Raw genomic sequence first — 20,888 nt, 5'->3', positions numbered from 1 at the left:
CCCATGCACCTGCTGAGCACGCAACCCGGGCGCTTCGTCGAGGACGACAGCGTCGTCACCCGGCTCGACCAGACGCCGGGCGACATCGTGGTGCTCAGCTCGGCCGACACCACGCTCGCGCTGCTGGCCGCGGCACGCACGGCGCTGGCCGTCACCGACCCCGGCTATCCGTCGCTGCGGCTGGCCAACCTGATGTACCTGCGGCAGCCGGCTTCGCTCGACCTTTACATCGACGAGGTGCTGCAGCATGCGCGCGTGGTGGTGGTCGACCACCTCGGGGCGGAATCCGCCTGGGCCTACGGGCTGCAGCAGCTCGAGAAGCTCGCCAGGCGCAAGGGCCAGCAGCTCGCCATGTTCTCGGGCGACCTGCAGGAAGACGAAGACCTGCTCGCGCGCGGCACCGCGCCGCGCGAAGTGAGCCGCCAGCTGTGGCAGTACATGCGCAGCGGCGGGGCGGGCAACGCGATGCAGTTCCTGCGCGCGGTGGCCTTCCACGGGTTGCGCCATGGCGAGGCGCCCCTGCCGCCGCGCAGCCTGCCGCAGGTGGCGCTGCACGTGCCGGGCGGCATGCACGCGCTGCACACCGTGGCTGGCATCGATGACCTGCGCGCCGGCTGGCGCGACGGCGCGCCGGTGGTGGCGCTGGTGTTCTACCGGTCGCACCTGCAGTCCGGCAACACGGCGGCCTTCGATGCCATCGCCGGGGCGCTGCGCGCCGAAGGGCTCAACCCGCTGCCGATCGCGCTCGATTCGCTGAAAGATCCGCTGTGCCTGTCCGCATTGCGTGCGCTGTGCGTCGAGCACGATGCCCAGCTGGTGCTCAACACCACCGCGTTCGCTGCGCTGGGGCAGGGCTCGAAGGACGAACAACGCGAAGACCTCGCGCTGGCCGGCGATGCGCCCGTGCTGCAGGTCATCGTGAGCGGCGGCAACCGCGAGGACTGGCTCGCCGACAGCCAGGGCCTGCGCCCGCGCGACATCGCGATGCAGATCGCGCTGCCGGAGATGGACGGCCGCATCATCACGCGCGCCGTGAGCTTCAAGGGGCTGTCGCATCGCTGCGAGCTCACGCAGACCGAGGTGGTCAACTACCAGCCCGAGCCCGACCGCGTGGCCTTCGTGGCCGAACTGGCGCGGCGCTGGTGCAGGCTGCGCAGCCTTGGCGCCGCAGACAAGCGCGTGGCGCTGATCCTGGCGAACTACCCGGGCAGCGAAGGCCGCATCGGCAGCGGCGTGGGACTCGACACGCCGGCCTCGGTCGTCGGCATCCTGCGCGCGATGCAGGCCGGCGGCTACGAGCTGGGCGATGCGCAGGCGATGCCCGAGGACGGCGATGCGCTCATGCGCCGGCTGCAGCAGGGCATTGCCAACGACCCCGCGCGTTGGGCCGCGCGGCCCGCGTGGCAGAGCTACGCCATCGAGCACTACCGCACGAGGCTCGCGGCCCTGCCCGAAGGCATGGCGGCCGCCATCGACGCGCGCTGGGGCAGGCCCGAGCAGGACCCGATGGTGCGCCAGGGCCGCTTCATGATCGCCGGCCTGCGGCTGGGCCGCGTGTTCGTCGGCATCCAGCCCGCGCGTGCACTCGGTGAACCCGGCGCGGCCGACTACGCGAGCTACCACAACGCCGAACTGGTGCCGCCGCACAGCTACCTCGCGTTCTATTTCTGGCTGCGCGACGTGTTCGCCATCGATGCGGTGGTGCATGTCGGCAAGCACGGCAACCTCGAATGGCTGCCCGGCAAGAGCATCGCGCTGGCGCAGACCTGCTGGCCCGACGCCATCCTCGGGCCGATGCCGAATGTGTATCCCTTCATCGTCAACGATCCGGGCGAGGGCGCGCAGGCCAAGCGGCGCACGCAGGCGGTCATCGTCGACCACCTGATGCCGCCGCTCACGCGCGCGGAGAACCACGGTCCGCTGCAGGACCTGGAGCGCCAGGTCGACGAGTACTACGACGCGCTGCTCGTCGATGCGCGCCGCGCCAGGGTGCTGCGCGCGCAGATCCTCGCCGCGGTGCGCGCGCAGCACCTGGTCGAGGAACTGGGCATGCCCGGCGCCGAAGACGACGCCGTGCTGGCGCGCGTGGATGCCTACCTGTGCGAGCTGAAGGAAACGCAGATCCGCGACGGTCTCCATGTGTTCGGCGCATCGCCGCAGGCGCGGTTGCGGCGCGACACGCTGCTGGCCCTGGCACGTTTTCCCGCGCTCGACGGTGCGGGTGCGAACGAGGGGCTGCTCGGCGCGCTGTCCCACGACCTGCTCCCCGAGGAGAACTTCGATCCGCTCGACATCGATGCGGCAAAGCCGTGGCACGGCGCACGACCCGCGCTGCTGCAGTCGGTCAGCGCCGATGCCTGGCGGCACCAGGGCGACACGCGCGAGCGGCTGGAACTGCTCGCGCAACGGCTGCTGGAAGAGGGCGCGTGCCCGCCGGAGCTGCCGCGCACGGCGGCGGTGATGAAACGTATCGAGCGCAGCGTCGCGCCCGCGCTCGATGCCTGCGGCGCGCAGGAACTGCTGCAGCTCCTGCGCGCGCTTCAGGGCCGCTTCGTGCCGCCCGGCCCGAGCGGTTCGCCTTCGCGCGGCCGGCCCGACGTGCTGCCCACCGGGCGCAACTTCTACGCGGTCGACATCCGCGCCATTCCCACGCCCACCGCCTGGATGCTCGGCCTCAAGTCGGCCGCGCAACTGGTCGAGCGCCACCTTCAGGAGCATGGCGACTACCCGGTGGCGCTGGGCCTGTCGGTGTGGGGCACCGCGACCATGCGCACCGGCGGCGACGACCTGGCGCAGGCCTTCGCGCTGATCGGCGTACGGCCCAAGTGGGCGCCCGGCAGCCAGCGCGTGGTCGACTTCGAGGTTCTGCCCACGGTGGGCATCGGCCGTCCGCGCATCGATGTCACGCTGCGCATCTCGGGCTTCTTCCGCGATGCCTTCCCGAACGCCGTGCAGATGTTCGACGCCGCCGTGCAGGCCGTGGCCGCGCAGGAGGACGAGGATGCCGAGCGCAATCCGATCCGTGCGCGCATCCTGCGCGAGACGGCGGCGCTCGAGGCGCAGGGCATCGGCCCCGAGGCCGCGCGCCTGCAGGCCGGCTGGCGTGTGTTCGGTTCGGCGCCCGGCAGCTACGGCTCGGGCCTGCAGCCGCTGTTCGACCACGGCGCCTGGCAGACCGACGACGACCTGTCGAAGGCCTACGTCGGCGGCAGCGCGCACGCCTACGGGCGGGGCAGCGACGGCGTGCCCGCGGCCGACGCGCTGGTACGAAGGCTGGGCGGCATGAACGTGGTCATACAGAACCAGGACAGCCGCGAGCACGACCTGCTCGACTCCAACGACTACTACCAGTTCCAGGGCGGCATGGCTGCGGCCGTGCGTCACCTGAGCGGCCGGCAGCCGGCCATGTACCACGGCGACCACGGCAACCCGCAGGCACCGCGCGTGCGCACGCTGAAGGAAGAGATCAGCCGCGTCATCCGCGCCCGCGTGGTCAACCCGAAGTGGATCGATGGCGTGAAGCGCCACGGCTACAAGGGCGCCTTCGAGATGGCCGCCACGGTCGACTACCTGTTCGGCTTCGATGCCACCGCGCGCGTGGTCGGCGATCACCAGTACGCCATGGTGGCGGACGCCTACGTGCTCGACGACGCCACGCGCAGCTTCGTGGGCGAGCACAATCCACGCGCGTTGCACGACATGCTCAGCCGCCTGCTCGAAGCCATGCAGCGCGGCCTGTGGCAGTCGCCCGGCGACTACAAGGACCAGCTCGAGAACCTGCTGCTCGACCAGGAGCAGCGGATGGAAGGCCGATGAAGCCGTTCGCCGGTCGTCGTTCGCTGCGCGTGCGGCAAGGCCGTTTCCACCGTATTCCCCCCGTCATGCAGTCGCACCGCGACGACCAGGAGCTTCAACGATGACCGCCGCAGACATGCCGGTGCCTTTCCCCTTTGCCGCCATCGCAGGCCAGCCTCAGCTTCGCCAGGCGCTGCTGCTGGCCGCGGCCGACCCCGGACTGGGCGGGGTGCTGATCGAAGGGCCGCGCGGCACCGCCAAAACCACCGCCGCGCGCGCGCTGGCCGAACTGATGCCCGGTGCACCGTTCGTCACGCTGCCGCTGGGCGCCAGCCTCGAGAGCCTCGTCGGCACGCTCGACCTGGGGCAGGCGATGGCCGGCCATGAATTGAGGTTCGCGCCGGGGCTGCTTGCGCGCGCGCACGGCGGCGTGCTGTACGTGGACGAGATCAACCTGCTGCCCGACGCGCTGATCGACTCGCTGCTCGACGCGGCTGCCAGCGGCGTGAACGTGGTGGAGCGCGATGGCATCTCGCACCGCCACGCCGCGCGCTTCGTGCTGGTGGGCACCATGAATCCGGAGGAGGGCACGCTGCGGCCCCAGTTGCTCGACCGCTTCGGGCTGTGCGTGCAGCTGCGCAACATCGAGGACGCGGCCGAACGCCAGGCCATCGTGCGCGCACGCCTGGCCTTCGATGCCGACCCGCAGGGCTTTCGCGCCCGGCATGCGCAGGAGCAGGCCGCGCTGGCGGGGTCCCTGTCGCGTGCCCGCGCCCGCTTGGGCGATGCGTCCGCGCTGCCTTACGACGATGCGACGCACGAGACGGTCGGCGCCCTGTGCATCGAGGCCGGCGTCGACGGCCTGCGCGCCGACCTCGTGATGCTGCGCTCGGCCCGCGCGCTCGCCGCCTGGGAAGACGCGCCGGCCATCAGCGCCGGCCACGTGCAGCGCGTGGCCGAAGCGGTGCTGTTGCATCGCCGCAAGCCGGTGTCGGCGAGCGCTCCGCCGGCCGCTGCACCTGTTCCTCGCAAGCAGGACGCGGGTGGCGCACCGCAGCCGGACGATGCCGGTGACGCCGGTGACGGCGACTGGGGCGCGATGCCGCCCGAGCCGGTCGGCATCGAGCGTGTGAAGCCGCTGCGTCCGTTGCTCTCCACATCACGGGCCGTCCCAAAAAAAGCCTGAGCCTCCGGGATGCGGCATCCGCTGGCGCGCGCCAGGGTGACCGGAGGCAGGGCACGCAGCGGGATGCATGGCATGGTGCCGCGCGGCAGGGCGCGGCCTTCGACTGGCCGCGCACCTTCGCGGCACGCGGGGCGGCACGCCTGGGTCCGGAGCATCTGCGCCATCGCCCGCAGGAAACGCGCAGTGGCGCGCTGCACTGCTTTCTGCTCGACTGTTCGGCCTCGATGCGTGACGACGGCAACCTCGCGCGCGCCAAGGGCCTGCTGCTTGCGTTGATGGACGAGGCCTACCAGCGCCGCGACCATGTCGCGCTTCTGTGCTTCGCCGGCGACGTGGTCGAGCTGCGCCTGCCGCCGCGCCGTGCCAGTGCATGGAACGACGACTGGATCGCTCCCATTGCGGCGGGCGGCGGCACGCCGCTGGCGCTCGGGGTGCTGCACGCCGGGCAACTGCTGGCAAGGAACGAGTCGCGCCAGCGCTGGCTGTGGCTGTTGACCGACGGCCGCAGCAGCGAGAGTCCCGCGCGTCCCGAGGCCGCCGATGTGGCGTGCGTGGTGGACTTCGAGGCGGCGCGCGTGCCGTTGCACCGGGCTCGGCAACTCGCTGCGCGCTGGGATGCGCGCTACCTCGTGGCGGACCTTGCGGCAGATCGTGCGCCAGACCGTGAGGTCTGAGGCCCCGGCACCGTTCCACGCAGGCCCGCGCAGGCCTGCAGACAGTGCTTCGAAAAAGACGCATGGCCGGATCCCTTCGAGGGCTGTACGGACTCGCGGCGAAGAAGTTCGGGTACCGTGCGGCATGCGTGTGAAACCCTGCTTCCTGGCCCTTGCGTTGACGCTGGCCGCACCTGCCTTCGCCCAGTCCGCACCGGCCGCAGCTCCTTTGAAGGGCGAGGACTGCAAGGCGCAGGAGGCCCTGCTCGAGCGCGACATCGACCTGGCCCGCTCAAGAGGCCAGATGCTGCGCCGCCGCGAGCTGGCCGACGCGCTCGCCGGGCTGCAGGTGCGGTGCACGGCACCGGCCGCGCCGCAGGGCCGCGAGGCGCGCATCGAGCGCCTGGAGCAGGAGATCCGCGTGCTCCGTTCGGAACTCGAGCAGGCCGAATCGCAACTGCGCAGTTTGCGCGGCACTGCGCAGTGACCGTGGCGGCTGCTTCGCCGCCGTGGCCTCAGGCGGCGGCTTGGTCCACCGGCGGCAACGCGGTGTCGACGGGCGCCAGCATCGTTCCGCGGCAGCTGGGCGCGCCGCAGTGGCAGGGGTACTTCGATGGCGGAGAGCCGTCGTCGGCTGTGAGCGAGTAGTCGATGAACAGCTCGTCGCCCGCGTCCACTTCCGTCAGCGTCTGGAACTTCAGCACCAGCTCGCCGCTTTCGTCGTATTCCTCGACCGCCTCGCAGTTCGGCTCGCACGAGTGGTTGAGGTGGCGTGTCGCATTGCCGCCCTTGGCACCGTCGATGGTTTCCTGGTTCGTCAACGTGAACAGGTAGGTGAGCTGGTCGTCCCACACCTTCGTGGCGATCTCGGCCTTGGTGTAGCGGCGGCCTTCGTAGAGGCCGAGGAAGGCTTCGGCGGGAAGGTCGCGCGTGGCGAAGGCGCCCAGGCCGTGCACGCCGCTGGGGCCTACCCGCACGAAGGGGGTGGACGAGGTTCGCTTGTGATGCTTCATGGGAAAGAAAGAAAATCTGCGGGTGCGGCGTGCCGCGCTGCGTGGGCGGCCTTGTCTACGCCGCCGGGATCGTCGCGAGAAAGCATGTGCCCTCGCTTGCCCCCGAGGTGACGCGCAGCGTGCCTGCGTGGCCGGCGACGATCTCCGATGCGATGTAGAGGCCCAGCCCGAGCCCGCCGCCGGGCTTGCTGTTCGCGGGCCGCCAGTAGGGCTGGAAGATCTTTGCCAGGTCGTCCGGCGGGATCGGCGTGCCGCCGTTGGTCACCGACAGCACGAGGTCGTCGCCCTCGATGGCGGCGCGCACCTCGATCGGCCGATCGGGCGCGCCGTGCGTCACCGCGTTGCCGATCAGGTTGGACAGTACCTGCTGGATGCGGCCCTGGTCGCAGCGCACCGTGCCGTTGATGGCGATGTCGTCGCGGATGTCGAGCTGCGGATTGGCAGCGCGCACCTCCTCGACCACGTCCTTCAGCGCCGAAGCCAGGAAGTCGGCTTCGCGGATGCTGAGGCTCATGCCAGCGCCCAGGCGCACCCGCGCGAAGTCGAGCACGTCGTCGATCAGTGCCGACATGCGCCGCGTGCTGGCCTTGAGCCGCGCGCCGAGCCTGACCAGGTCGGGCTCCGACTCGCGGCGCGCCAGCAGCTCGGCCGCGGCGCCCACCGCCGACAACGGGTTGCGAAGGTCGTGCCCCAGCACCGCGATGAACTGCTCGCGCAGCTCGGCCGTGACGCGCTCCGACTGCAGTTCGACCTCGGTGCGTTCCTGCCGGTCCTCGTTCTCGAGCTGGCGCGCGATCAGGTCGGCGAAGGCGGTGAACATCGACACCACGCGCGCGTCGGACACCACGGCCGGGCGCGGATCGATGGCGCAGAGGTTGCCGAAGTACTCGCCGTTGCTGTGGATGATCGGCACCGAGATGTAGCTCTCGATGTTGTACATGCGCGGCGTGTGGTGGTTGAAGTAGACCGGGTCGATGCTGGCCCGGTCGATCACCACCGGCTGGCGGGCCGCACGCGATTCGCTGCACAGCGTGGTCTCCACCTTGAGCTGGCCGCCGGGGAGCAGGCCGAACTGGATGTCGTCCTGCACTGCGCAGGCGGTCCAGGTGCCGTCCGTCACGCGGGCGACGGCGGCAAAGCCCATGCCGGTGTTCTGGCAGATGATCTTCAACAGCGAGGGCACTGCGCTGATTCGCGCGATGGCCGCAACGTCACGCGCGATCGCCTCGACGGAATCGATCGAGCCGAGGCTTCCCGTGGAAGCCGGAGGCGCCGGTGAGGCGGAAGGGTTTTGGGAGCCGGGGGTCAAGGTAAGCCAATGGTACGACAGCGGTTGCGGTTGCGGTTGCCGGAAGGGCCGGAACACCTCATCGCCCGGGCCGCGGGGCTCAGGGCTTCGCGTCGCCCAGCGAGGCCAGGCAGCCCACGATGGCGTCGGCCGCCTCGTCCAGCCGCGGGCCGGGCCGCATCATCAGGTCGAAGCGCGCCGAGGCGAAGCTGCACACGCGCCCGCGCCTGATGGCCGACATGGCCGACCAGCCCGGCCGCGCGGCCATGGCCGAGATCTCGCCCAGCGCGGACACCATCAGCACGTCGGGGTCGGCGCGCACCACGAATTCGGGGCTCATCTTGGGGAACGGGCCGAGCGTGCCGGGCACCGCGTTGCCCAGCCCGAGGCGCGCCAGCGTCTCGCCGATGAAGGAACTCTCGCTCGCCGCAGCCATGCCACCGTGCACCTCGAAGTACACGCGCCGCCCCTGCCAGCCGGCCGGCACGCGGGCGCGCGCGGCGTCCAGCCCGGCGTCGAGCTTGCGCCAGTAGGCCTCGCCCGCGCCGGGGCGGCCGGTGGCGCGGGCCACGGTCTCCATCGTGCGGCGCATGTCGGCGTGGGTCTTGGCGTCGAGCGCCAGCACCTTGATGCCCAGACGCTCCAGCGGCTCGGCCGCGCGGCTGCGCGGGCGCAGCAGCACCAGGTCGGGCTTGAGCGCGACGATGCGCTCGATGTTGGCGTCGTCGATCCCGCCCACCTGGGGCAGGCCCTTGACCGACTGCGGCCAGTTGGCATGGCGGTCGATGCCCACAAGCCGGTCGCAGGCGTCGAGCGCGCAGACGGTTTCGGTCAGCGAAGGCATCAGCGACACGATGCGCCGGGCCGGCGCCTGCAGCTCGACGGTGGTGCCGCGGTCGTCCTCGAGGCGGATGCCGGCCGCGTGCGCCGCCGGGCCGAAGCCCAGCGCCACGAACGCGGCGGCCCTGGCGATCTGCCGTGCGGCGGTAAAAAGCGGCGGACGCGGAGCGGGGTTCGGCAGGGCGGAGGAAGTCATCGGGCAGGCGGGTTCGGTCCGCTATTGTCGCGGCGTGCGCATGCGCAGCCGCCGGGCCGCCTCCTCCTCGCGCGCGTCGTCCACCTCGCGCAGCACCTTGCCCAGGTCGACCGGTCCGGTCTCGCGCGCGAAGGTGCCCGTCAGTTCGGTACCGGGGCGCAGCAGGCCGCGCTCGTAGAGCTGCCAGATCTCGTCGCCGTAGTGCGTGCCCAGCAGGGCCGGCGCGAACCGGCCGAAGAAATTGCGCAGATTCCCGACATCGCGCAGCAGCATGCGACGGGCGTGGTTGTTGCCTGCGGCATCGACGGCCTGCGGCAGGTCGATGATCACGGGCCCGTCCCCGGCCAGCAGCACGTTGAACTCCGAGAGATCGCCGTGCACGATGCCGGCGCACAGCATGCGCACCACCTCCCTCAGCAGGCTTGCATGGTGGCGCACGGCCTCCTCGGGCGAAAGCATCGTGTCGTTGAGGCGCGGCGCGGCATCGCCGCGGGCGTCGGTCACGAGGTCCATCAGCAGCACGCCCTCGAGGAAGTTGTGCGGCGTCGGCACGCGCACGCCGGCGGCGGCCAGCCAATGGAGCGCGTCGACCTCGGCGCTTTGCCAGATCGCCTCGGTCACCTTGCGGCCGAAGCGCGTGCCCTTGGCCATGGCGCGCGCCTCGCGGGTGTTCTTGACGCGCCGGTTCTCGGTGTAGTCGACCGCCTGCCGGAAGCTGCGCCTGTCGGCCTCCTTGTAAACCTTGGCGCAACGCGTTTCCTCGCCGCAGCGCACCACGTAGACCGTCGCCTCCTTGCCGCTCATGAGCTGGCGCACGACGCTGTCGACCAGGCCTTCGTCGATCAATGCCTGCAGTCGCGGGGGCGCCTTCATGAGCGTGCCTCCGCCGCTTCGTGCCGTGGCGAGAACGGCGGGCGTGTCGAGAGAAAGGCGGTCAGGCCTTCGGTGCCGATCTGGTACAGGCCGTCGTGCCGGTGCGCTTCGAAGCCGAGTTGCCGGTTGATGGCGAGCATCGGCGCGTTGACCTCCGCGTTGCTGGTGACCGCCAGCGTCACTTCCGGGTGGTGCTCGCGCACGAGCTGCAGCATCGCGGCCTTCACGCCCTTGGCCAGGCCTTTGCCTCGCCAGCGGCGCGCCACCGCGGTGAGGTTCTGGTACATGCGATCGGGAAGGCGCGGAGTCCAGTTGGCGTCGCACACCGCGGCAACTTCGTCGCCGTCGAGCAGCAGCACGAGGAAGTGGTCGCCGCCGCGCTGGTCCAGGTCGGCATACCAGCTGCGATAGCCCTCCAGGTCGTAGAGCATCGGCGGTCGTTCGAGCTTGCCGGTGGGCGCGTCGCCCAGCAGTTGCGAGAGCGGTGCTATCAGCGTGGCGAGCCGCTCGAAAGGCACGCGGCCCGCGTGCACGTCGGCGCGAAGGCCGTGCGCGGGCGCGAAGCCGTCGCTGCGCCAGCGCGCGAGCGCCTGCCAGTCGAGGCCCGCGAAGCGCATGCGGTTCTCGACGCTGCGGTGTTTCTCCACGGCGCCGATGGCCTGCAGGAAGGCATGGCCTTCGGGCCGGTGCGTCCGGAACGTGGCGATCGACTTGCCGTGTGCATTCATCAGCGCCAGCAGGGCGCGCAGCAGCGTGCTGGCCACGCCGCGGCGCTGGTGCGCGCGCAGCACGCCGCCCCACGCGTCGACGAAAGGCGCGAAGGCCTCGTGTTCGGGCGTGCCTTCGCGGCGGAAGCTGGCATTCAGGCTGCCGACCCATTCGCCGTCCGGGCCGGCGGCCAGCACGCGGTGCACGACATGGAGCGGGTCGTGCCGCAGCACGGCGTGCCGGGTGTCGGCATCGGCCGGGACGGGCCCGTGGGGATGATCCTCGGCATGGCGCAGGCGCCAGCAGGCGAGGGCGCGGTCCCAGTCGGCTTCGCTCGCGCGCTGGGGATCGAACACGGTGGTCACGGTCTGCCGCGCGGATGCGGCATGGTCTTCGAACATGGTGGTTGGCTCGACAAATGAACGTGACGCTGCCAGCACATGCGTGCGGCAACGGCGTTTCTTGAATCGGAGCGGCTTGGAGGCGATGCGGTCGGCAAGACCGCAACGAGCGAACCGATGGCGCGGCGAGCGCGCGAACCCGGGGTTCCGGGGTCAGTTCAGCAGGGGCCGACAAACAGCACGTGGGTGGGGGCTTGAATTGCAGTGTCTTCCATCGTGCACCTCCGCTTTCCGTGTGGTTGTCGAAGCGCCGAATGTAGCGGGCTTGCCTCGCGCTGTGAAGCGCGTTGTGGTTTCGCCGCAGCCCGGTGCGAACGGCGCGTTGTCAGTTCTTCATGCCGTGCACGAGCGCGGCCAGCGCCGAGGACACCACCACGGCGGCGATGAAGTTGCCCCAGCCGGTCTTGCGCCGCAGGAAGTTGCCGATGAACACGCCGCCCGTCAGCAGCCAGATCAGGGGGCTCGATCCCGACAGGAACACCGTGACCACGTAGAGCGCCTGCACCATCATGCTGACGATCCAGGCGACGTGCGAGCCGGGACCGGGCGCCGCGGGTTGGGCGGGCGTGGATGCGGGTGCCGCAGCCGCGGTCCTTGCGGGGGCCGGCGGCGCGGGCGCTGCAGAAGCGCTTTCGCGCGCTGCGTCGCGTTGCGCCTTCTTCTCGGCGGCGATCTGCTCGGTCGTCTTCTCGAGCACCGGTGCCGCAGCCTCGGCCGGTTTCCACCACGCGGGCCACGGCGCCTGGCCCGCGGCGGACTGCGCGCGGAAGTGCCCTGCGGGGAGCTTGCGCTGCGCAGGCTCCTGCGCGGCCGGTGCTGCCGTGGGTGCGGTCGCCGTGCTGCCCTTGTGCTTGTCGGCCAGCGCCCGAACGCGTTGCAGATAGGGCGCGCCACGCGCCGGGTCGGTCATCGCGATGAAGTTCGCATAGCCGCGCAGCGCGCCGATCACGTCGGTGTTGCCGTTCCACTGCAGGCCCTGCGGTCCGTGCCGCTCCGCCTGGTGCAGGACCGCGCGGAAGCGCCGCAGCGTGTCGCGGTCCACAGAGAGCTTGTCGTTGACCACGATGCCCGTCACGTGCTGCTGGCGATGGCGGCGCATCACCTGCTGCTTGTCGGGGTGCACCGTGAGGCCCTCGCTGGCCACGATCTGCTTCACGCGCCAGAGCAGCTTGCCGGTGTCGCGGCTGTGCGCGGGATCCGCAGAGAAGCTCAGGTCGTCGGCGTAGCGGGTGTAGCGAAAGCCCAGCTTCGCCGCGCTCGCGGCCAGCCGCGCATCGAGCCGTCGGCACAGCAGGTTGGTGAGCATCGGGCTGGTCGGTGCGCCCTGCGGCAGCACGCGCTCGCCGCGCGCGACGAAGTAGCGCCGGCCGTCGAGCTGCACTTCGTCGGTCGGCGCCTCGGTGCACAGCAGCGCCAGCAGGCTCGCCACCTGCGACGAATAGCCGAGCTGGCGGAACACGCCGCGCACGCGCCGCATGCCGATCGAAGGAAAGAAGTCCTTCAGGTCGAGGTTGATCACCACGTCCTGGCCCACGTGCGGCGCGGCGTTGGTGAGGATCGAGCGCCCCGGCAGGAAGCCGTGCACCGCCTCGTGCACCGGCATCCTGGCAAGGATGTTGTCGAGCACCCAGTACTGCGCGCGCTTCAGGCGCGGCATGGGCGCCGAGATGTGGCGCTCGCCGCCGCTCTTCTTGGCGATGGTGAAGCGCTGGTAGTGGCTCACGCTGGCGACCTCGCGGTGCCACGCGAGGAAGCGCAGCTCGCCAAGCCCGATGCCCATCGCCTGCGCGAGTTCGCCCGCCTGGTCGATTGCGGGCAGGGCGTTGCGCGCCAGTGCCTGGCTGTCGCTGTGCGCCTCGTTGAGTCCGCCCGAGACACCGTCGCCGAGGTAGAGCAGCTCGCGCTGGCACCGCTCGTGCCAGGCCACGGCGCGCGCATGGCGGCCTTGCGCGAGGCGCTGGCGGGTTTCCTCGCGGCGTTCCCGGGCCTTGGCCATGCGTTCCTTGCGCATCGACTTCAGGGCCCGGTCACGGTCCTCGATGCCGCGCAGCTCGTCGCCGAGCTTCGAGAGGGCCGTCTGCAGTTCGGTCTCGCGGCGGATCAGCTGCGCCTCGACGGTGGGTTGCGTCGCGTCCTGCGGCCAGAAGCCGAGGCGCTGCATCTCTTCGAGGACGACCTCCTGCTTCGAGCTGTTGCGGATGCGCTCGTAAAGCTGCTCGCGCGTGAGCGCCGAATCGGGAATGGAGGAAGCGGGGGGAGACTGCATGGTCATGGCGCTGCGCCACCGGCCGATGCACTGCTGAAGAAAAAATTGCGAACGAAGCGGGAATCTCGTCGAAGAGCCTCGGGACTGGAGGGCTCCACTCGACGCCGGATGGCCATGGTGACGCCGATGAGCTTCGAGGAAGCCGTACTGTCGTCGCGTCACCATGGCCATCCGGCACAGTGAAGAGACGTCCAGTGACGCTTGGGAAGTGCTGTGTGCGAGGGTGGCGATGCGCCACCCGGATTGCAAGAGCCTTCCCGCTCCGTTCGCAAAAAGCAGTGTATCAGCCGATGTTTGCGATCCTTTGCTGATCTGTCGTCGTTGTGATCGTTGTGTTGGCTGAAAGCCGCAGTGCCAGCATGTGCTCGCACGGTCCCTTGGTCATGCGATGGCGCACGAAGTGGCTGCATTGGCATTCGCCCGACGCCACGCGCTGGTCGCTGTCGAGCTGCAGGCTCACCTGGTACTCGCGCTCGCCCGATGCGCCCTTGCACTTGCCGCTGAGCGCGAAGCCGCCGTCGGCGCGTGCCTGCGTCTTCACGTTGGCGATGCGCCGGGCCTGCACCAGTTCCGCGGCCGCTTCTTCCTCGGGGCTGGCATAGCGCAGCCTGTCCATCGGCAGTGGCTCGCGGCTCAGTTCGCGCAATCGCCAGACGCCGTGCGCCAGGTCGAACACCACGCGCCCGGCCTGCACGTAGCCGCCGAGCGCGGCGTCCACAGTGAGCGTCGAGAGCCCGGTGGCGGCGGCCAGGTCGGCGGTGGTGGCGCGCCAGCGTTCGCCCAGCGCCGCGAACACGCGCAGCTGGCTGTCCTGGTCGACCGTGTGGCGCGGCTGCAGCAATTCGAAGTGGCCGTTGCGCGACCAGTCGTTGGCGGTCCAGCCCGACAGGCCCAGCGTGAACTCCATGCCGGGCAGCTGTGCCACCCAGAAGCTCGGCATGCCGGTGCCCAGCAGGTGCACCGTGAAGCCCTGGGCCACCGGCACCAGGCGCTCGAGCTGCAGCAGCCGGCGCCGGCCCCAGACGCGGATGTCGGTGTCGGAGGTGGCACTGTGCGTGGAACGCGGGCACACCATCTCGTGCCCCCAGGGCTCGAAGAGGATGCGCACCGGCTGCCCCGGGCGCAGGATGAACCGCAGCGAGCGCGGCCCCACGCGCTCCTTGCGCCGCCGCAGCACCAGGCAGATGTTGTGGATGTCCATCGGATGCAGCTGCAGGCGCTGCGCGGGCAGCAGCATCGCGCTGCTCACCTGCAGGAAGCCGCGCACCCAGCTGTCGGGCACGTCGATCTTCGGCTCGTGGAAGGCCGGGTCGTTCTCGCTCTGCACCTGGAAGCCGCCGGGGTCGATGGACAGCCGCGTGGCCTTGTAGTCGCGGATCTTCTGGAACTCGTCGTACAGCGACTCGGAGTAGTCGACGTTGGTCGTGCCGAAGGCGTGGTCGCTCACGCGATCGAAGGCCTCGTGGCTGCACGAGAACATGCCGTAGCTCGACTCGTCCTGGCTGAAGCACTCGAAGAAGACGCGGTCGGGGTGCACCGTGATGACGGGATCGAGCACGAACCACGCTTCGCGGTTCACCTTGTAGAGGTGGTCGAAGTAGCGCTTCTGCGCACCCAGGAAGGGTTGCATCACGGCCTGCTTGCGTTTGCGCAGCGTGGCGAGTTCCTGCTGCAGCGGTGCCATCTGCGCCTTCAGGTCGTCGCTGCGCGCCATGAACTGCGCGAGCAGTTCGCTCTCCTGGCCGGCGAGCCATTCGAAGTACGCGGTCTTGTCGCGCGGCTGGAAGCGCAGGTCGCCCACCACCACGTCGTGCAGCGCGGACATGCCTTCGCGGAACGGCAGGTGCCGGTTGACGTCGGCCACGAAGTGCACCGGCGCGCGCAGCGTGTCGGGAGCAAATTGCAACGCGGTGCTGGTGGCGGTCTGCTGCGCGCCGGAGTGGCCGAAGTAGCGGTACTGGAATCTCATGCGGCGCGGCCTCCGGCGGGCAATGCGAGGCGCGGTGCAACGCTGCGCACCGTGGCGGTCTGCAAGGGGTTGTCCAGGCCGGGGAACGCTTGCTGGATGCTGCGCAGCCCGGCAACGTATTGCGCGCGCTCGGTGATGGCGCCCGTGACGGCCTGCCGCGCGAACACGCGTGCCACGATGCGCGCGATGTCTTCCGAGTGCACCGCCTGCGCGGCCAGGAACTGCATCACGCGGGCCTTGGCCAGCCGGCCCCGGTTGGCCTGCGACAGCACGCTGAGGAAGTAGGGTTCCAGCCGGGCCAGCACCTCCGGCTTCTGTCCAGCGGCCGAGGCCAGCCAGTTGGTCACGAACAGCTGCATGCCGGGCGAAGGGTGCTGGCTCAGTTGCAGCATGTAGGTGGTGACATCGGTCACGTCGAAATGGGTGGTGAGCAGTTCGCGGCCCAGGCGTTGCGCGCCGGCGTCCTTGTGGTCGCACAGGCGCACCAGCAGCGAAGGCGTCCACTGCCCGGCGGCGCCCTGTGTGGCGAACCACTGGCGGGCCCAGTCGCGCGCGTCGTCCCAGCGGCTGTCGACCATGCGCAGCGCGTCGCCGAGTTGTGCCAGCGTGCGTTGCGGCTGGGCTGCGAGCTGTTCCATGGCCCAGCGCCGCGCCGCTGCGCTGTCGACCAGGCCCATGCTCGCGGTTTCCAGCACGCTGAAACCTTGCGGGTCCTGTTGCGGCAGCAGCCAGTCGCCGAGGCGCTGTGCGCCCTTGCTGCGTGCTTCGAGCAGGCGCAGCGTCACGGCCGGCTCGCCCGCGCGGGTGTGCACGGCCAGTGGCCCGCACAGCCATTGCAGCAGCGCATCGAACACGCCTTCGGCGGCTTCGGCGCGGAACAGTTCGTCGCGCAGCATCGGCATGAGCGCCGCGCCGAACGCGGGATGCTCGGGCAGCAGCTGCGCGAGCTTGGGCGCGACGGCCGCGCGCACGCCGGCCATCGGGCTGCTGCAGAAGGCCGCGAACAGCGCGGGCTGCGCCACGAGGGTGTCGTCGGGCAGTGCGGTGAAGAGCCGCACGCCCGCGCCGCGCAGGCGCGCGTCGTCCGACTGCAGCAGGCGCGTGAGCACCTCCACCGGCAGTCCGTGCACCGAGGCCGGGTGCAGCAGCAGCCATTCGGCCGCCGTGGCCACCACGTCGGCGGCGGCGTGATCGAACAGCGCGAGCAGCGCAGGCAGCGGCGTCGTTGCAGCGGCAGTGCGCATCGGGCCCTGCAGCGCCCATTGCACGTTCTCGCAGATGTCGCCGATCGCGGGCGTCTCGGTGTCGCATGCCGCGAGCCAGGCCAGCAGTTCGACGCACAGCGCATCGAGCGTCGACGGATTCGACGCGGCAGCCTGCAGCAGCAGGCGCGATGCGCGGCGCACTTCGGCGTGGGCCGATGTCAGCAGCATCAGCAGCAGGTCGACCTGTTGGCTGTACAGGCCGGGGTCCTGCGCGATGTGGTCGAGTGCCAGCGTGCGCGCTTCCTCGAGCGGTGAAGCGAGCAGCGCCGGCAACCAGGGCAGCGCCGGCGTGCCTGCCGCGATGCGCTCGCGCGCCAGGCCCAGCGCGAAGCGGGCGGTGTCGTCCCAGGTGCTGCCGAGCAGCTGCCAGATGGCGGGCGGCTCCAGCGCGTCGCAGAAGGGCTTGTTGTCCGGCAGGGCGCGCGCGGCAAAGGCATGCACCGCGGCGCAGCGGCCCTGTTGCATGAGCTGCAGCAGCGCCTGCGGATGGCGGTCCCAGCGCTCGGGCCAGGCTTCGGTGCGGTTCACGCGGCGTTCGGGCAGCGGCGTGTGGCGGCGCCAGCGCAAGCCGCCGCGTTGCGCTTCCCATTCGGGGTCGTGGCGATGCAGCAGCTGCATCAGCACCAGCCAGCGGCTGTAGGGGCCGGTGTGCCAATTGCTGGGCTCCTCGGTCCAGCGCGTCTCGCGTTGTTGGCCGGCAGTGCCTGCGTCGGCATCGTCGGCCGCGAGCAGCACCCCCATGGCCAGCTGCAGCCAGCTCGGCTCGTCGGCGGTGCCGGCCATGGCCAGCCTGCGCAGGCTGCGCCAGGTGCGCCGGCGCAGGTAGTCGCGCGTGCGATGGCTGTACGCGAGCCGGCTGTCGGGCCGCACGATCTCCTTGGCGATCTCGACATAGCGGCCGTTCGCCTGGGCCCAGCGCCCGCCCGAGCGGAACGCCGCGCGCTGCGTTTCCAGCCGCTGGTGCAGCACGCCAAGCAGCGTGTAGTTGCCCGCGAACTCCGCGCCCTTGTAGAGCCGCCGCCATGCACGGAAGCTGCCGGCCGCGAGTTGCAGGGTGGACGCGACCTGCAGCAGCGCCTTGTGCGCAAGGCTGTCGGCCTGCGGGCCGTCGAGCAGCGAAAGATCGAACACCTGTTCGACCCACGCTGCGTATTTCAGTCCGTTCCACAGTGCCGTGTCTGCCAGATGCTGCTGCAGCAACGCCACGGCGTCGCCGGCGGCCGGTTCCTGCATGCCGGCCCAGGCGCGACGCAGCGGCGCGGGCCAGTCGTCGACGATGCGTGCCGCTTCAGCGGCGCGGCCATCGGCGGGCCACAGGCTCAGCGAGGCCCAGCGTGCAGCGCGCGTCACCACCGGCGTGCGGCCGCGCTGCGACAGCTCGCGCATGGCCTCGAACGCACCGTCATCACCGCATCGGCCGATGGCCCAGGCGATGCAGTAGTCGAGCATGGGCTCGCCGGTTTCCAGCAGTTCGATGAGCCGAGGCACGGCCGAGGCCAGCCGGCGCTCGCCGATGCGCCACACCACGCGGCTTTGCCGCACCGGCGGCAGCAGGCGCCAGGCGTCGGGTGCAAGGGAAGCCAGCAGCACGGCGTCGCCGGGGTGCGACGCGGCGCTCGCGGGCGTTGCAGCCACGTCGGTGAAAGGCTGGGGCGTGCCCTCGATCGCGTAGCCCTGCGCGATGTGCGCGGCCACGGCGCGCTCGAAGGCGGCGGTGGCAGGCTCCAGCGGAAGAGGCGAAGGCGTGTGGACCGTTTCCTTCCACTGCTTGCCGTCCGTGCTCAGGCTCACGTGGACCACATGGCCCGGTGCTTCCGGCAGGGCAAACAGTTCCACGGTGCAGAAACCCGTGGCGCCGAGCGCGCCCGGCCTCATGCGGATCAATTTCTCGGAGCGTATGCGCTTCACGCGGAGGCCTCCCTGCCTTCGGTTGGATGCGTTGTATTTCTTGTATCGCCGCGCATCTTAGCGGTGGTTGATGATTGTTTACGCTGTGTAGCATCCGGCCTTTGCATCTGCGTTGCACATCACCCGCCGCACATCACGCGCGGCGTAGAGATTCTTCTTAATCTTCTTCACACCCGCACATGGCGAACACGGAACAGGCGCCCCAGTCGAGCTTTCTCTACTTCACGGGCCAGGGCTCGGACAAGGTCTACCAGGCGCACCTGCGTCCAGCCGGCGACGGCAACTGGGTGGTCGACTACGCCAACGGCCGGCGCGGCGGCACGCTCGCCACCGGCACCAAGACCAGCAGTCCGGTCGCCTTCGAGGCCGCGCTGAAGATCTACGAGAAGGTGGTGAAGGAAAAGACGTCGAAGGGCTACACCACCGACCAATCGGGCGCGCTCTACACCTCGAGCGAGCTGGCCGGCCGCATGAGCGGAGAACTGCCGCAACTGCCCACGCTGATCCTCGAGGAGCAGGTGGCGCGCTACTTCGACGACCCGGGCTGGGGCCTGCAGGAGAAAGCCGATGGCGAGAACCGCATCCTGCTGATCGAAGGCGACACCGTGCGCGGCACCAACCGCCGCGGGTTGTTCGTCGACATTCCGCAGGCCTGGGTCGGGGGCGCGCAGGTGCCCTCGGGCCGCACCGTGATTCCGGGCGAGCATGTGGGCGATGCCTTCATGGCCTTCGACCTGCTGGAGCTCGGCGGCCAGGACCTGCGCGGGGCGCCGTTCATCGAACGCTTCGGCCAGCTGCGCAGCGTGGCGGCGCTGGTGCCCTGGATGACGGTGCTCGAACTCGAGCTCACTGCCGAAGGCAAGCGCAACCGCGCGGCGCAGCTGCTGGCCGCGCACGGCGAAGGCTATGTGCTGAAGGCGCTCGACGCACCGTTCGCCGCGGGCCGCAGCACCGCCAGCCTGAAGTTCAAGTTCAACCAGAGCGCGACCTGCGAGGTGATCCGCGTCAATGCGCAGCGTTCGGTGGCGGTGGGCCTGCGCGACGAAGCCGGCGCGATGATCGACCTGGGCAACGTGACCGTGCCGCCGAACGAGACATTGCCGCCGGTGGGCACGCTGGTCGAGGTGCGCTACCTGTACCGCTACGCCGGCGGCAAGTTCGAGCAGCCCGTCTACAAGGGCCAGCGCCCGGACATGACGGCGGCCGACGCTGTGCTGTCACAGGTCACGCGCATCAAGGACCGCAGCGCGGCACTCGAGGAAGACGACGCGGCCTGACCGGCGCCTTGGGCCATTCGTTTTCGGGATTCTTGGGCCTTTTGCCGGCCGCCTCGCACACCTACGCTTGATGCTCAATGAACACTGGCTGAAGGACGACAGGCATGAGCGAGAAGGTATTTTTGGCGGGCGCCACCGGCGCAGTGGGTACGGCGCTGGTGCCGCTGCTGCTCGAGGCCGGCTACATGGTGTACGGCAGCACGCGCAACGCGGAGCGTGCCGATGCATTGCGCGCCCTCGGCGTACAGCCGGTGGTGGTCGACGTGTTCGACGCGGCGGCACTCGAGGCCGCAATGAAGGCCATCGGGCCGTGGGCCGTGCTGCACCAGCTCACCGACCTGCCCAAGGACCTCGACCCCGCGCGCATGGCCGACGCCGCGGTGCGCAATGCACGCGTGCGCACCGAAGGCACGCGCAACCTCGTGGCAGCCGCGCTGGCCGCAGGCGCGAAGCGGCTGGTGGCGCAGAGCATCGCGTGGGCCTATGCGCCCGGTGCCAGGCCGTACACGGAAGACCGGCCGCTCGACGTCGATGCCGAAGGCGCGCGCCGTGTCAGCGTCGGCGGCGTGGTGGCGCTGGAGCAGAGCGTGCTCGGCGCAAAGGGCATCGCCGCGACCGTGCTGCGCTATGGCCAGCTCTACGGACCTGGCACGTCGGCCGCCGAGCCCAAGGGCCCGATGCCGCTGCACGTGGCCGACGCGGCACGCGCAGCGCTGCTCGCGCTGCGGCATCCGGCCGGTGGCATCTTCAACATCGCAGAAGACAGCGCCGAGGTCAGCACCGAGAAGGCGAAGCGCGAACTCGGCTGGCACGCCGCCGCTCAAGGCCTCGCCGGCATCCCGGCGAAGGAGCCCCGGCGCTAGCGCACCTTCTCGCCGTCGCGCACCGATTCGACCGCGCCGTTGTAGAACCGGACGATCCCGAGGAAGTTGCCCTGGCCGCGGTGGTAGACCCAGTCTTCCATCGGCACGCACTGCTGCGTCACCACCTGCTGCGCCCGGCCGCCCGGGTAAGGCGAAAGCACCCACGCCACCTGCGGCCGGGGCACGCAGACGGCCTCCTTCGACAGCGGTTCGCCGCAGCGCTGCACCACGGAGAACTTCGAGTCGCCGATGCCCGAGAGCAAGCCGCCGCAGTTCAGCGATTGCGCGGAGGCACCCGGAGCATGGGCGAATGCGAACAGGCAGAGGAGGGCGCTGGCGGCGGTGTGGCGCATGGGGTCGCGGGGGAGGCGAGGGATGAGGTGCACG

The 20,888-nt window shown here is 70.5% G+C and carries 15 protein-coding genes; 6 read left to right on the top strand and 9 right to left on the bottom strand.

What is annotated here, in order from left to right:
* The first annotated feature begins 3 nt into the window (after nt 1–3).
* From cobN to AACL56_RS19010, 4 genes are all read left to right on the top strand, one after another.
* Nucleotides 4–3,816, top strand: coding sequence for a cobaltochelatase subunit CobN (gene cobN, locus AACL56_RS19025; RefSeq protein ID WP_339091370.1), 3,813 nt, complete (start codon nt 4–6; stop codon nt 3,814–3,816).
* 100 nt (nt 3,817–3,916) lie between these two features.
* Nucleotides 3,917–4,981 carry an ATP-binding protein gene (locus AACL56_RS19020; protein ID WP_339091369.1) on the top strand — a complete coding sequence of 355 codons (1,065 nt, stop codon included), beginning with the start codon at nt 3,917–3,919 and terminating at the stop codon, nt 4,979–4,981.
* Between the two features lie 140 nt (nt 4,982–5,121).
* On the top strand, nt 5,122–5,655 hold the full coding sequence (locus tag AACL56_RS19015) for a vWA domain-containing protein (RefSeq protein WP_339092900.1): 534 nt from the start codon (nt 5,122–5,124) through the stop codon (nt 5,653–5,655).
* A 124-nt stretch (nt 5,656–5,779) separates the two neighbouring features.
* On the top strand, nt 5,780–6,121 hold the full coding sequence (locus AACL56_RS19010) for a DUF1090 family protein (protein WP_339091368.1): 342 nt from the start codon (nt 5,780–5,782) through the stop codon (nt 6,119–6,121).
* A 28-nt stretch (nt 6,122–6,149) separates the two neighbouring features.
* Here the strand turns inward: AACL56_RS19010 and AACL56_RS19005 are convergent, their stop codons facing one another.
* The 8 genes from AACL56_RS19005 to AACL56_RS18970 form a co-directional block, all read right to left on the bottom strand.
* Entirely contained in the window at nt 6,150–6,647 is a 498-nt protein-coding gene (locus AACL56_RS19005) for an SET domain-containing protein (RefSeq protein WP_339091367.1), read from the bottom strand.
* Between the two features lie 55 nt (nt 6,648–6,702).
* Entirely contained in the window at nt 6,703–7,830 is a 1,128-nt protein-coding gene (locus AACL56_RS19000; RefSeq protein ID WP_339091366.1) for a HAMP domain-containing sensor histidine kinase, read from the bottom strand.
* Nucleotides 7,831–8,035: 205 nt separating this feature from the next.
* Nucleotides 8,036–8,971: an ABC transporter substrate-binding protein gene (locus tag AACL56_RS18995; RefSeq protein ID WP_339091365.1), complete on the bottom strand. Its 936-nt coding sequence runs from the start codon at nt 8,969–8,971 to the stop codon at nt 8,036–8,038.
* A gap of 21 nt (nt 8,972–8,992) precedes the next feature.
* Nucleotides 8,993–9,844, bottom strand: coding sequence for a PA4780 family RIO1-like protein kinase (locus tag AACL56_RS18990; protein ID WP_339091364.1), 852 nt, complete (start codon nt 9,842–9,844; stop codon nt 8,993–8,995).
* Nucleotides 9,841–10,953, bottom strand: a complete 1,113-nt coding sequence (locus tag AACL56_RS18985) for a GNAT family N-acetyltransferase (RefSeq protein WP_339091363.1) — start codon at nt 10,951–10,953, stop codon at nt 9,841–9,843. Before AACL56_RS18985 ends, AACL56_RS18990 begins: the two co-directional genes overlap by 4 nt.
* 325 nt (nt 10,954–11,278) lie before the next feature.
* Nucleotides 11,279–13,219 (bottom strand): reverse transcriptase family protein, encoded by a 1,941-nt coding sequence (locus tag AACL56_RS18980; RefSeq protein ID WP_339091362.1) that lies wholly within the window; start codon nt 13,217–13,219, stop codon nt 11,279–11,281.
* 283 nt (nt 13,220–13,502) lie between these two features.
* Nucleotides 13,503–15,188, bottom strand: a complete 1,686-nt coding sequence (locus tag AACL56_RS18975) for an SWIM zinc finger family protein (protein WP_339091361.1) — start codon at nt 15,186–15,188, stop codon at nt 13,503–13,505.
* Nucleotides 15,185–18,361, bottom strand: a complete 3,177-nt coding sequence (locus tag AACL56_RS18970; RefSeq protein ID WP_339091360.1) for a HEAT repeat domain-containing protein — start codon at nt 18,359–18,361, stop codon at nt 15,185–15,187. The genes AACL56_RS18975 and AACL56_RS18970 overlap by 4 nt, the downstream gene beginning before the upstream one ends.
* Nucleotides 18,362–18,540: 179 nt before the next feature.
* On the opposite strand from AACL56_RS18970, the gene AACL56_RS18965 reads away from it, so the two are divergent.
* Nucleotides 18,541–19,638: an ATP-dependent DNA ligase gene (locus AACL56_RS18965; RefSeq protein ID WP_339091359.1), complete on the top strand. Its 1,098-nt coding sequence runs from the start codon at nt 18,541–18,543 to the stop codon at nt 19,636–19,638.
* Between the two features lie 104 nt (nt 19,639–19,742).
* Nucleotides 19,743–20,501: an NAD-dependent epimerase/dehydratase family protein gene (locus tag AACL56_RS18960; protein ID WP_339091358.1), complete on the top strand. Its 759-nt coding sequence runs from the start codon at nt 19,743–19,745 to the stop codon at nt 20,499–20,501.
* On the opposite strand, the gene AACL56_RS18955 is transcribed toward AACL56_RS18960, so the two are convergent.
* Nucleotides 20,498–20,854: a DUF2845 domain-containing protein gene (locus tag AACL56_RS18955; RefSeq protein ID WP_339091357.1), complete on the bottom strand. Its 357-nt coding sequence runs from the start codon at nt 20,852–20,854 to the stop codon at nt 20,498–20,500. The two genes, AACL56_RS18960 and AACL56_RS18955, sit on opposite strands and share 4 nt — an antisense overlap.
* Nucleotides 20,855–20,888: the final 34 nt, after the last annotated feature.

It is taken from the genome of Variovorax paradoxus (assembly GCF_902712855.1).
Lineage (GTDB): Bacteria > Pseudomonadota > Gammaproteobacteria > Burkholderiales > Burkholderiaceae_C > Variovorax > Variovorax paradoxus_Q.
Note: the sequence above shows the minus strand (reverse complement) of the source record. Positions and strands in the feature narration are given on the sequence as shown.